Genomic DNA, 12064 nt, shown 5'->3' on the forward strand with positions numbered 1-12064 from the left:
TAGAACAGAACTTTCATTCAAGAAATTTTTCCTAAAATGAATTCTTCTTCAGGAAGAAACCGGGAAGGTTTTTATTGGCAGATAAACAAGAGATTCTGGTGAGAAAAGTGTGTCTCATCGCGGGAGGGATAGGAAAACATCTAAAACCCAAGCTTATAGCAATGATGCGATCTGGAAAACATAGGGGTAGGGATTCTTTTGGTGTGTGGACTGATGAAGGGGTGTTGAAGAGCGAGGATTTTTCCAAAATTGGTGAAATTCCAGACGGCAGTATAGGGCTCCTCCAGTGCCGTTTAGCCATGACAGGTTCAAAGAGCTTTACTCAGCCATTTTTCAATAATTTTGTCCTAGTCCACAATGGAGAGATATACAACCACAGGCAAATAAGAGAGTTTTTGGAGAGAAGGGGGGTTGGATTCGAGAGTGATGTCGATACGGAAGTGATTCTGCGCTTCTTGGAGTTTCAAATTGAGAGGGGCAATTCCATAGCTGAGAGCGTGAAAAGCTTAATGAGAATCTTAAACGGAGATTACGCCGTAGCATTTTCCGATAAAGAAAACATCTATCTTTTTAGAGACCCAATTGGGATTAGACCTCTCTATTATTCTCAGAACGGCTTCTTTGCCTCGGAAAAGAAAGTTCTTTGGAGCATAGGAGAAAGAGCAATCCCCGTAAATCCAGGAGAGCTCGTTAAAATATCTAGGAAGGGCATTGAACGAGTTCAGCTCTTTACACTCTCAGAGCTAAAAGGAAAACCTTTTTCCTATGAAAGGGCAAAGCTAAGCATAAGGAAAAGCCTGGAATATGCAGTAAGAATTAGGAGTGCAAAAAAGGTAGGGGTGTTGTTTTCAGGAGGGCTAGATAGTTCTTTAATAGCCCTTCTTGCTTCAAAATACTCAGATGTTATCCTTTACACGGCGGGGGCAGAAGGGAGTCAAGACTTAGAGTGGGCTAGAAAAGTTAGTGAGAAACTTGGCCTGAAGCTTAGGGAGTACGTATTTGATCTCGATGACGTAAAAAACTCTCTTGAAAAAGTTATGTTTGCCATAGAAGAGCCCAACCCCATGAACCTCGCGATAGGAATCCCAATCTACTTCGCAACAAAACTTGCCGGTGAAGACAACACCAAAGTTCTTTTAACCGGTCAAGGAGCCGATGAACTTTTTGGAGGGTATGCAAAATACCTTAGAGATCCTTCGCTAATGGAGAAAGATATTTTGGAGATGGGAGAAAGGAACCTTGCCAGAGATGACAAAATTGCCATGTTGAACAGCGTTGAAGGAAGGTTTCCGTTCTTAGATCTCAACGTCGTCAGAAGCGGGCTAAGAACACCTTTAGAGTACAAAATCCACAATGGGGTAAGAAAAGCTATCCTAAGGGAAGTAGCCCTTGAAATAGGTCTTCCCAAAGAAGTTGCATACAGAGAAAAGAAAGCCTGTCAATATGGAAGCAATGCACAAAAGATTCTCGAAAAGATAGCAAAGAAAGAGGGCCTGAGGTTATCTCAATTTGCCGAAAAAGTCTTTTATGAGGTTTTTGAACATACATAAACGGTTTTAAACTTTTTTTAACCCTCGCAAAGTCAAAAAGAGTTTTCGTAGCATTTGAATAAACAAACAAAGACAGAACAAAACGATTTCATGAAAAAAGCTTAAATAGGATTTTTTCACTATAATAAAGTGAGGTGATAAGCCATGGTGGCGAAAAAAGTGTTTGCATTGTTGTTTGGTGCCTTGCTCTTAGCGAGCATAATACCACTATCACAGGCACAGAGTCTTTCAATAGTTATTCTCGTAAGCGACAACGAGGCAGATTCAGCACTTGCAGAGGAACTTGCAGAAGTATTAAACGCAACCGTAGTAGTCACAACTTGGGGAGTGTATGACCCCAATGTCACGGCAGAGATTATGGAGAACGCCCCAGATAAAGTCATAATCATAGGCGGGCCCGATGCTGTGCCAAAAGATTACGAAACGGATCTAGGCGAGCTAGGAGTCTCATACGTTAGGTGGTATGGTGAAAACAGGTACGAAACCAATTTAGAAGTACTTAAAAAAGCTATTGAAGAGTATCCAGAGCTTTTTGAAGGTGTCAAAATAGTAATCGCTCACGGAAGAGACCTGGGAGCAATAAAACAAGCTAAAGGCATAGAAGGGAAGAAGTTTATCCTATACGTGGATAACAATCTAACAAATACAACTGAAATAATTGGTACTCTGCTCAAAACCAAGAGCGTAATAATAATCAAGAGCCATTTAATGGATAACAAAACTGCCGAAGAAATAAGAGAACGTGTTAGGGAGAGAGTCAGAGACGGAAACGTAACCGAAGAAGACGTAAATGTGACAGCTGAGATGGCATGGGAGGCAATACAAGTGGCTATTAACAGAACTGAAACGGCAAAAGAAATGCTCGATGATCTTCCAGTTCCAGCCGCTAAAAGACTAATTGAAATTGCCGAAAAGAAAATACAAATCGCAAACGAGAGCTACAATGAAGGAAACTATGGAAAAGCTTATGGACAAGCAATAGCTGCAAAGGCTCACGCAGAGGCGGTGATTAAGCTGGCCAGCAAGGAGTGGCAGAAGGTCATTCATGCAAGGGTTGACATCCAGCTCGAAAAGGAAGTACACAGGCTCGAAGTTAAAATAAAAGTTCTCGAAAAAGCTGGAATTGATGTAACTCAAATAAAAGAGAAGATAGATGCCGCAAAAGCCGCAATCCAAGCAGGAGATTACGACACTGCTAGAGAGCTCATCGAAGATGCCAAAAACATGTTAAGGGAAGCCTTTATGCAAGGAAAAGGCAAAATAAAGGAGAAGTACCTACCAGTAAATCCACCACGTGGAAAAGGTAGAGGCAGACCATAGAAAGGCTTTTTACTTCTCTTCTACATTTTTTATTCATGAGAATTTTGATTATGGGACATTATCCCCCTCACAAAGGAGGGGTCGCAAATCATACTGATAGCTTAGTTAAAGAGCTCAGAAAGCGGCATGAAGTGTACGTTCTCACTTATGGACCCATAAAACCCAGAGAGTTTGAGAAAGAGAGAGTTTATCAGGTTAAAGTTCCCCCAATCTTTGGTTTGAGAGGAATCCTATTTGCCCTCCTAGCTTTCTTGAAGATAGTTAAACTCCACAAAAAGCTGAATTTTGAGCTCATCCATGCCCACTATATTGGAACAACTAGCTATGCCGGGGTTCTCGCAAAGAAGAAACTGGGGATCCCTCTAATTGTAACGGCCCATGGAAGCGACCTTGACTTTATGTCAAACCTTCCGTTGGGGAGGTACTTTGTTAAGGATAGCATAGCAAAGAGCGATGTTATAATAGCTGTAAGCCACTACCTGAAAAAGAAAGCCCTCTCTCTTGGAGCAAAAAAGGTAAAAGTTATCCCAAACGGAATAAGGGCACTAAAGCTAAAGAGAGCAGTAAAACGATACATCACGTTCATCGGGGCACTAACCCCCTATAAAGACCCAAAAACGTTTATACGCCTTGCAGAATACTTTCCGGATGAGAAATTCCTAGTGGTTGGCGATGGTCCACTGATGGAAGAACTGAAAACCATGGCCCCTCCTAACGTCAAGTTTCTCGGTTATAGGGAGGATATTGATACCATACTCGCGGAGAGCAAAATGCTAATAGTTCCTTCCCTGAGAGAGGGATTTGGGCTTGTGATTGTTGAAGCTAATTCCCTTGGAGTGCCCGTAATTGGAAGGGCTGTTGGGGGAATAAAGGAGCTCATAAGGGATGGAAAAAATGGGTATCTCTTTAAAGACTTTGACGAGCTTATAGAAAGGGTGGAGCTTTTGCTCGATAACAAAAAAGCTTTAAAAATGGGTAAAATTGGAAGAAGAATCGGTGAAAAGTACACGTGGGAAAAAGTCGCTGAGAGAGTTGAGAGGGTTTACACGGAAGTTTTAGGTGAGGGACATGACGATAGTGATAAACATGCGAGAAGGCGTTGACTGGGAGAAAATCAAGATAGCTGCTAGGTTTATTAGAGAGGGGAAACTTGTTGCGTTTCCTACGGAGACGGTTTATGGATTGGGTGCAGATGCTCTAAATGAAAACGCTGTCAAAAGAATCTTCGAGGCAAAGGGGAGACCTCCGGATAATCCTTTGATAATTCACATAGCCGAGTTTGATCAGGTTTATGAGCTCGCAAGAGAAGTCCCTGAGAAAGCTAAAATGCTTGCAGAGAAGTTCTGGCCGGGGCCGTTGACAATAGTGCTCCCCAAAGGGGACAAAGTTCCCTATGCAACCACAGGCGGGTTAGAGACTGTGGCGATAAGAATGCCCGCTCATGAGATTGCCCTTGCGTTGATAAAGACAAGCAAAAGACCCATTGCTGCGCCTTCAGCCAATATAAGCGGAAAGCCAAGCCCCACTCTAGCGGAACACGTTGCCGACGACTTTTATGGAAGGATAGAGTGCATAATAGATGGGGGCGAGACAAAGATAGGGGTAGAATCAACGGTAATAGATCTAACCACAGAGCCTCCGATGCTCTTAAGACCTGGTGGGTTGCCTCTTGAGGAAATAGAGAGGGTAATCGGAAAAATAAAGATTCATCCAGCCGTAAAAGGGAAACCGGTAAAGCTGGCAAAAGCTCCCGGAATGAAGTACAAACACTACGCCCCAGAGGCTCAGGTTATAGTCATCGAAGGAGAGCGTAAAAGGGTTAAAGAGAAGATCAAGGAGCTTGTCAAAGAGTACAAAGCTCAGGGGATGAAAGTTGGTGTAATGGCCACCGGGGATTTCTATGAGGCAGACGCATATTTCAACATAGGGGAGAGCGAGGAAGAGATAGCAAGAAATCTATTTAAAGCCCTTAGAGAACTCGATAAGTCTGGAGTAGACATAATACTAGCTGAAGGGATTGAAGAGAGAGGATTAGGGCTTGCAGTTATGAATAGACTCAAGAAAGCGGCTGGATATAGAGTGATAAGGGTCTAATTTTTCGAAAATTTTTTGAGTTTTAATGTGTTCTATTGTCCATCGGAGAAAGCGTTAAATACACTGGGGTAGAATAGATAATTGCTAAAACCAGGTGAGGTGACCCTTTTGATAACTGGTATAATAAGGTCCAGTCCAGGTGAGCTTGAACTAGCTGGGAAAAGCTTGGTGACTAAGGGAGAGCTGAAAACCGGTATAAGACTTCTTATAAAGTCTGCGAGAGAGTATGAAAAACAAAAAAGAATTTTAGATGCTGCTCGGATTTACAGATACATTGGAGACCTCATTCTTAGTGCCAATCCACAGGCTTTGAAAGATGCCAGACCTTTTCTCCTTAAGAGTGCGTATTATTATTTGGATATTCTGGAAAGAGAAGTCGAAGCTGAGGATCCCAATTTAGAACTTCTTGACGAATTCTGCTCCAATACCCTCAGAATATTTGAAATTCTCGGTGAGAAAAATAAATTTGAAAAATACGCAAAGGAATTCGCAGTGATGTACAAATCCATGGGCGACACTCAAATGAAAAGGAAGAAAATCCAGAAGGCAATTGAGTCTTATGAAGCAGCATATAGGTACTACAAGATAATTCACGATTCAGCTGGTATTGAGGACATGGCAAGTATTTTGCTTGACCTCTATGGGAAAGGAGCGGAAATATTTGTGGCCAAGAAAGAATATCAAAAAGCGGGAGACACCTTTTTCAAGCTCGCCTTTATCGTTAAAGACGTTTTTGGTTATGATGAACACTTTATGGAACTCATGGAGAACGCGGGAAGAAACTACGAGAGAGCGGGAAGGGAATGGTACGCTGATGGAAATCTCTACTATACTTCAAAATCTTTTCTTAGCGCTGAGTATTCCTATTTATTAGCGGGGAACTCTCAAAGAACAAAGCTCATAGGTTTAAATACCACAAAAATGCTCTATCAGCTCGCAGGAGAATATAGAAAAGAGGGCTTTATGGAGGAGCTTGGAGACACCCTGCTAATGCTTGCTCAATCCCTCTTCGCTCTTGATAAGCTTCTGGAAGGCTTAAAGACTTACAAGAACCTCATCCTGGAAGTGGAAGCAACACTAGAACACAGATACAGAATAAGAAAAGCCCTTCTCCTCTATCTGGCCGCTAAGGAAAGAAGCAGAAACTACCTAGAATTTGTTGAGCATATGGACTTCTATGCAAAGAGAGAGGCTTATGCACAGGCAATAGAACTGGCAGAGCTCATCTTCGAGACAAGATATCCAGAAATTAAAAAAGGATTGCAAAAAGTAGAAGGATTCAGCCCAGAATAGCTTTCCTTCTATAGCCCCTCCTTCTGGCATCCCTCAAGAAAAATATCTCTTCAACAAGCTCTTTCTCCTTAAGAATCTTCAGAGCATAGCGAACAGTCCTTTCAGAAAGGTTTGTTTTTCTTGCAAGCTCCTTAGAGGATACCGGTCTGTCTTCTAAGGCATTAAATACCTGAAGCGCCGATTTTGGCAAAGCAAAGTAAATCCCCCCTCATCACAACCACCAAAAAAAGGAGGGAAAAGAGAGTTTATAAGAGTTTTGATAGAGGCAATTTCAAGTCTGCTGTCTTATGGTTACTCTTGGAAGAGGAATTGGATACGGAATTCTCATTTCTTTGGAAATTACCATTATCAGGGGGGTTATTTCATTAGTTACAAAGTTCACTATCTCCGCAAACATTTCTGGAGGGATTTTCTTTTCTTTTTCCCAACCATCAAGGATTTCATCTATCTGCTCTTTCTTGGGCGGCAGATAAAACACCGCTCCCTTTATTAGCGCCCTCGCAATCTCAGGGTTGTATCCGATCTGATAAGTGAAGAACACCTCAATGCCGTTTACTTTCCCAGAAGGAGTCTTTACTTCTCCCAATCTAACCTCCTCAATTTTTGGAGAGAGATTCACCTCAACCTTGCCAAGTATTCCCCCCTGCTTTTCAACTTCAATGTTCGTTATGTTAACACCTACAACGGGCATTTTTCCACCTCCTCCTAAAGATAAACATTGCCCTATTAAAGATTACCGATCGAATTTAAAAAGAACAATGACAAAAAGGATATCATGCCAAGAGAAAAGGTCGTTAGAGTGTGGGACGAGAGGGAAGTTGTGTATTCACCCAAGCGATGGAGAATCTTAAAAGAAAAGCGTGAAAAAGCCCTAAAAATAATGGAGAGACTGGAGCAATTTGAGCCTCATGTTTACGGGAGTGTGGCAAGGGGAGACGTCAGGAAAGATAGTGATATCGACATCGTGATCCCCTATAAGGTTCCCAGCTTCTTAATCGAGCTGAGCTTGGAAGGAATCCCATTTGAAAAGCGGAGAATTGTTATGGCTACACCTTGGCACTTAATAAAAGGCCATATTGAAATCGACGAAGAAACTACGATAACGTTTCCCCTTGTTGAGCCCAAGGATAGAGAGATCGAATTCTACAAATGGGGAGGTATGGTTGACCTCTGGGGGCTCAAAACAAACCTCCGGGTGCCGGGAGTTAACAAAAAGCTAATACTAATAGTTCCAACAGAAAAAGGACACATAGAGAGGGAAGTCATTGGGAGAGAGAGCGAGGTTGCAAAAATTCTTGGAGTGAGCATAGATATAGTCCAAGAAAGGGTTAAGATTCTAACCAGAAGGGATTCCATTGGGAGAACCGGAATCTACCTCAATGAGGAAGTTCCCGACTGGATGAGCTTTGAGGAAGCATTGAAAAGGATATCAGATAGAGATCCGAACGTTAGGAAAAGAGTCAGGGAAAGCGGTGGAATTTAAAAACACCTTGGCGAAAAATTTATAAAGCGTCTGCAATTGATTATCTACCGGGCTTGTGCGGTGGTAGTCTAGCCTGGCCTAGGACAGCGGCCTGCCACGCCGCGGGCCCGGGTTCAAATCCCGGCCACCGCACCAACTTTTTCTGAGCCAAGCAAATTTAAATCTTGGCATTTCGAGCATGTTGGAGGTAGTTAAATATAGAAATGAAAAAAAAGTATATGTAAGCTGGAGTGAAATACTCAATCTCTTCTCAATCCACGTGTTGCTATCATGTCCGCCTCTATTGCTTTGTATGCCTTGAGAAGTTCGTCTTCCGAAAGTTCAATTCCAAGAGCCACTGCAACATCCATATCGAATTCCAGTCTCAATTTGTTTGGCCTATATGGAATTACTGCGAATTCAAGCACTGCTTGATTCTTTCTTTCCGCAATCCAAAATTGTTCATATCTCTCTTCAAACTCCTCACTTATTTGCTTTGTCAGGGCAGGGAATTCCTTGTCTTTGTATTTATCGAAGACCTTTACCAAGTTCTCCACGTATTCCTCAGGTGGATAGAGCCTCATAGAATATAAATCTGGACCACGTATATCAACGAATCTTCCAGTTGTTTCCTCTTTCGAATTGAAGAAGTTTGCAAGAAAGAAAATTGAATTCATAAGAACTACCATAGCTTTTGCCCGTTTGGGGTTTTCTTCTGTTATGATCTTGAGCTGATCGGCAGGGACTATTTTCTCTTCTGAATAAAATGCTACAAGTTTTTGATTTGGAGAGAATGGGTTTATACGACGAGTCATTACTGTATTGGTGCTATTTCTCTCAATAGCCCTTCTTACACTTTCCCAGAATTTCTTATCTGTTTTTCCCTTGTATCCAGAGAGTTTTACTATCTCATCAAAGTGCTCGTAACTTTCCTTTGCCATGTAATCGTGCTTGCCGGTTATATCCATTGTATCAAGGCCTACAGGCGTTCTGAGTGCAGGAACGAAATGTTCACGTTTCATTCTGAATTCTGCAACACCAGCTGAGGTCGATGCTACAATCTCGTTTGGTGTTTCCTTTCTGAGTATCAAGAATGCTTGGTCTGTTCTTCCTTCTCCAATGTTACGTGTTATTGTGAGGATATTTGATGAGCCTCCAGAGAAGCGATATCCCTCCTTGAAGTATCCCTCTGGGAACTTCAGTAATTTCTTGTTTGCTTTGCTTATTATGTTGACGAGAGCGTCTTTTCCATCAAGCGTCGCACCGCTGATGAACACCATCAAGTTTTCGAAATGCCTTTCGATCTCTTCGAGAGTGTGTGCATCAATGTCCAGATCGCTACTTCTGTATCTCTCTTCCTTCTTTATAGTTTCTGCAATTCTTTTCACATCCTCCTCAGTTAGCTTATTGAGGTTCTTTTTGATCAGGCAGAATTTGACCTTATGGTTTTTTGGCCGTTTTTTTGGATCAACTTTCTTCGCTATTATGAGCACATCCCTATATTCCGACCATTCAGAGAACCCATAGTTTATCGTCGATTTTATTATATATAGCGGTAGCCATTTCGTGAAGACAAGCTCTCTCACTTTCTTCGTTTCACGTCCCCTGAGTATACTTATCGGGATAACCCCTCCAAAAGTCCCCCCTTCTTTGAGAAACACATCCGCAAGTGCTATAAAATGGCCCCAAAGTCCTACTTCTCCACCAACGACGTCCCTGAAGCGCTCCAAATCGACGTATCTTTTTATTCCTCGTTCTATTTTTGTAAATGGTGGATTCATAAGGACAACATCCATATGGGGTAGCAAGATGTTATATGCCGCACCGTTCACTTCAAAAGCCTTTGCTTGGTTCTGTTGACCACCTTTTCTCACGTTTACGAACTCCATAATACTACGATATCCAGGTTTTATCCTTGTGTCTGGAGACAGTTTGAGACTGTCTCCAAGTGCTATCTGGACTTTATTGATTGTGATACCTGGATTCATCGCTGCCAAATTTGCACCTGCAAGGTGCACTGAAAATGGCATTATATCAGCGCCATAGATTTGTTGTTCGCAGAATTTTTTGTGAGGGTCTCCTCTCTTACCCTTCTTTTTCCAAAGTTCCAGCTTGCGTTTATACGCTGCAGTGAGAATAGTTCCCGACCCACATGCTGGATCAAATACAGTTGCATTTTCATCCTCAATTGTTAGTTGAGCAAGCAGATCTGCTGCTATTGGGCGAGTATAGAATGCTGCCAATAACTTCCTGATTTTTTCTGGCATAAGTTCGTGGAATAGCCTTCCAGGTAGCTCATACCGAATCTTTTCAACTTTCAGACCCCAGATAAGTTTGAATGTGTCTTCGACGTATTGTTCTGGAATGACTTCGAGGACATTGAGTTCAAAAATTGGCTTGTAGTTTATTTCGAGAATTCTATCAAAAAGTGTTTGGGCAGTCTTTTTATCGACTTTTCTGAGGTCAACTCCTTTTGTTATAGTCGGGTGTTCAACAGAGTAGAGCCTCAGGAATAAAACTTGACTCAGAAATATATATGTTGCAAGAAATCTAAAGACCTCCTCTTTTTTTGCTTTACCACTTATACCAAAGAAAAGTTCTTCGTTGGTGATTATTCTCGTTATCTCGGTTTCAGTAAGCTTGATGCTATCCATTATGGACATCACATGTTCTTTGAGGACTGCGAGTACTGTTGACAGCGGGAACGTTGTTGGTATATTCTTTTCTATGGCTTTTCTGATCTCATAAAGGACATTTGAGAAAGAATCTCTTATTTCCATTGAAGGATTCATGACAAGGACATAAGTGGGGGCTGTTTCAACAAAATTTTCAAGTGCATCTTGATCGTATGGACTTATTTTTCGCACTTCCTCAGGGAAGAACACTATCATTCCATATTCTATGCCCGTATCACGTACATGGTCTTGATACTGGAGAATGGCGTCTATGACAAGTTTTGCTCGTTTGAGCGGATCTCCAATTTTTACACTTACTATCCATTTTTCTCCCAACCATTCAACAATCAAGTCAGGAACAGATTTGTATGAGATTTCTGATATTCCTTTCCCACCATGCCTTTCAAAAACTTTGACCATTGGTGTATAGAGAGATCTCTCTGTGACTTTACCTTTTTTCACTCTCCCCATTATATTCCACCATTCACAGGCATTTGAATGAAACTATAAAACAATTTTGTCCGCCAAAATGATGTAGAGTATTTTTCAAAAACAAACATGTAAAAGAAAAAGGGTCAGAAGTTAAGAGTATATAGTTCATCACGCATTCTCTTCAACCTTTCGAACTTCTCTTCGAGTCCTGTGTTTTCGATTATATCTCTGTTGTCTCGCACGGACATTCTACGTATTGTCAGCTCCTCTTCGAGTTCTGCGATTATTTTGTCAAACTCGTATTTCGCAAACAGCACTTTGAACTATCTCACCACAAAATCACCAAAACTTGCCAAGAAATCACCAAAAAGTAAAATTAAATTGAAAAATAGAGAAAGACAATCAGCCGGTAGCACCTTTTAGAGCATCCTTACATGCGCATCTCCTGACCTTTGGAATGTACTCCACAGCTTTCATCAAAAGGAGCTTTATCTCTTCGCTTTTTTGTTGCATGAGTTCCACAACCTCCGAATGGGTGAGCTTGGTCTTACTTATGCCAGCGGCATAGTTGGTAACAATGGCAACACTCGCATAGCACATCTCAAGTTCTCTAGCCAAGATTGCCTCAGGAGATTGAGTCATCCCTACCACATCAGCACCAAGGATTTTCAGCGCTCTAATCTCCGCCCTTGTTTCAAATCTTGGCCCCTCCATGGCGGCATAAGTCCCTCTTGGGTGATAGCTAAAACCTAGCTCCCTAGCAGCTCTTATTAAAGCCTCTCTAAGCTCTGGACAGTAGGGATCAGTAAAATCAATATGGGCAACAAACTTCCTTTCATGGGGCGAATCCTCCCCATCATAAAAAGTATAAACCCGGTTTTTTGTAAAATCAATTAGCTGATCAAGTATAACAAAATCTCCTGGCTTCATAGTCTCGTTTAAAGATCCTACTGCCGATGTCGCGAGTATTCTCTCAACGCCCAGCTCGTACAGCCCCCATATGTTGGCGCGGTAGTTTATCTTATGTGGCGGAACGCTGTGCTTCTCTCCATGCCTTGCCAAAAACGCAATCTCTTCGCCCTTATACGTTCCAATTTTTACCTTAATGTCCCCATAAGGAGTCTCAACCCTCTCTTCCCTAACGTTTTCCAGAAGCTTTGGATCGTAAACCCCAGATCCACCTATTATCGCTATCCTCACCACAAGCATCACCAGAAAAAGTTGGAAGAAAAGAATTT

General features: G+C 41.9%; 11 protein-coding genes and 1 tRNA gene. 7 read left to right on the forward strand and 5 right to left on the reverse strand.

Going from position 1 to position 12064, the window contains the following annotated elements; translation table 11 throughout:
• The first annotated feature begins 107 nt into the window (after window positions 1-107).
• The 5 genes from asnB (at window position 108) to NF859_RS07240 (ending at window position 6257) form a co-directional block, all read left to right on the forward strand.
• Window positions 108-1550, forward strand: coding sequence for an asparagine synthase (glutamine-hydrolyzing) (gene asnB, locus NF859_RS07220; protein WP_252743760.1), 1443 nt, complete (start codon window positions 108-110; stop codon window positions 1548-1550).
• Window positions 1551-1694: 144 nt separating this feature from the next.
• On the forward strand, window positions 1695-2870 hold the full coding sequence (locus tag NF859_RS07225) for a cell wall-binding repeat-containing protein (protein ID WP_252743642.1): 1176 nt from the start codon (window positions 1695-1697) through the stop codon (window positions 2868-2870).
• Between the two features lie 35 nt (window positions 2871-2905).
• Window positions 2906-3973, forward strand: coding sequence for a glycosyltransferase family 4 protein (locus NF859_RS07230; RefSeq protein ID WP_252743643.1), 1068 nt, complete (start codon window positions 2906-2908; stop codon window positions 3971-3973).
• Window positions 3939-4964 (forward strand): L-threonylcarbamoyladenylate synthase, encoded by a 1026-nt coding sequence (locus NF859_RS07235; RefSeq protein WP_252743644.1) that lies wholly within the window; start codon window positions 3939-3941, stop codon window positions 4962-4964. Before NF859_RS07230 ends, NF859_RS07235 begins: the two co-directional genes overlap by 35 nt.
• Before the next feature lie 99 nt (window positions 4965-5063).
• Window positions 5064-6257 (forward strand): hypothetical protein, encoded by a 1194-nt coding sequence (locus tag NF859_RS07240; protein ID WP_252743761.1) that lies wholly within the window; start codon window positions 5064-5066, stop codon window positions 6255-6257.
• On the opposite strand, the gene NF859_RS07245 is transcribed toward NF859_RS07240, so the two are convergent.
• Both NF859_RS07245 and NF859_RS07250 read right to left on the reverse strand, forming a co-directional pair.
• The gene (locus tag NF859_RS07245; protein WP_252743645.1) at window positions 6244-6447 is read right to left on the reverse strand and encodes a winged helix-turn-helix domain-containing protein; all 204 of its coding nucleotides are present in this window, start codon (window positions 6445-6447) and stop codon (window positions 6244-6246) included. The two genes, NF859_RS07240 and NF859_RS07245, sit on opposite strands and share 14 nt — an antisense overlap.
• Window positions 6448-6528: 81 nt before the next feature.
• A complete protein-coding gene (locus NF859_RS07250; RefSeq protein WP_252743646.1) occupies window positions 6529-6948 on the reverse strand; it encodes a hypothetical protein in 420 nt (139 codons plus the stop codon).
• A gap of 84 nt (window positions 6949-7032) precedes the next feature.
• On the opposite strand from NF859_RS07250, the gene NF859_RS07255 reads away from it, so the two are divergent.
• Both NF859_RS07255 and NF859_RS07260 read left to right on the forward strand, forming a co-directional pair.
• Window positions 7033-7740, forward strand: a complete 708-nt coding sequence (locus tag NF859_RS07255; RefSeq protein ID WP_252743647.1) for a nucleotidyltransferase domain-containing protein — start codon at window positions 7033-7035, stop codon at window positions 7738-7740.
• Window positions 7741-7797: 57 nt separating this feature from the next.
• Window positions 7798-7875 (forward strand) — tRNA-Gly (locus tag NF859_RS07260).
• 104 nt (window positions 7876-7979) lie between these two features.
• Here the strand turns inward: NF859_RS07260 and NF859_RS07265 are convergent.
• The 3 genes from NF859_RS07265 to mtnP all read right to left on the reverse strand — a co-directional run bounded on the left by NF859_RS07265 (window position 7980) and on the right by mtnP (window position 12029).
• Entirely contained in the window at window positions 7980-10865 is a 2886-nt protein-coding gene (locus NF859_RS07265; RefSeq protein ID WP_252743648.1) for an N-6 DNA methylase, read from the reverse strand.
• Between the two features lie 104 nt (window positions 10866-10969).
• Window positions 10970-11143 carry a hypothetical protein gene (locus NF859_RS07270; RefSeq protein WP_252743649.1) on the reverse strand — a complete coding sequence of 58 codons (174 nt, stop codon included), beginning with the start codon at window positions 11141-11143 and terminating at the stop codon, window positions 10970-10972.
• 85 nt (window positions 11144-11228) lie between these two features.
• Complete coding sequence (mtnP, locus tag NF859_RS07275) at window positions 11229-12029, reverse strand: S-methyl-5'-thioadenosine phosphorylase (protein WP_252743762.1); 801 nt, start codon at window positions 12027-12029, stop codon at window positions 11229-11231.
• Window positions 12030-12064: the final 35 nt, after the last annotated feature.

The organism is Thermococcus alcaliphilus, from assembly GCF_024054535.1.
Lineage (GTDB): Archaea > Methanobacteriota_B > Thermococci > Thermococcales > Thermococcaceae > Thermococcus_A > Thermococcus_A alcaliphilus.

What these genes read in the sequence shown, in the direction of transcription:
- NF859_RS07225 (WP_252743642.1), top strand. Translation starts at nt 1,695, where the DNA reads ATGGTGGCGAAAAAAGTGTTTGCATTGTTGTTTGGTGCCTTGCTCTTA.
- NF859_RS07255 (WP_252743647.1), top strand. Translation starts at nt 7,033, where the DNA reads ATGCCAAGAGAAAAGGTCGTTAGAGTGTGGGACGAGAGGGAAGTTGTG.
- NF859_RS07265 (WP_252743648.1), bottom strand. Translation starts at nt 10,865, where the DNA reads ATGGGGAGAGTGAAAAAAGGTAAAGTCACAGAGAGATCTCTCTATACA.
- NF859_RS07235 (WP_252743644.1), top strand. Translation starts at nt 3,939, where the DNA reads ATGACGATAGTGATAAACATGCGAGAAGGCGTTGACTGGGAGAAAATC.
- NF859_RS07230 (WP_252743643.1), top strand. Translation starts at nt 2,906, where the DNA reads ATGAGAATTTTGATTATGGGACATTATCCCCCTCACAAAGGAGGGGTC.
- NF859_RS07250 (WP_252743646.1), bottom strand. Translation starts at nt 6,948, where the DNA reads ATGCCCGTTGTAGGTGTTAACATAACGAACATTGAAGTTGAAAAGCAG.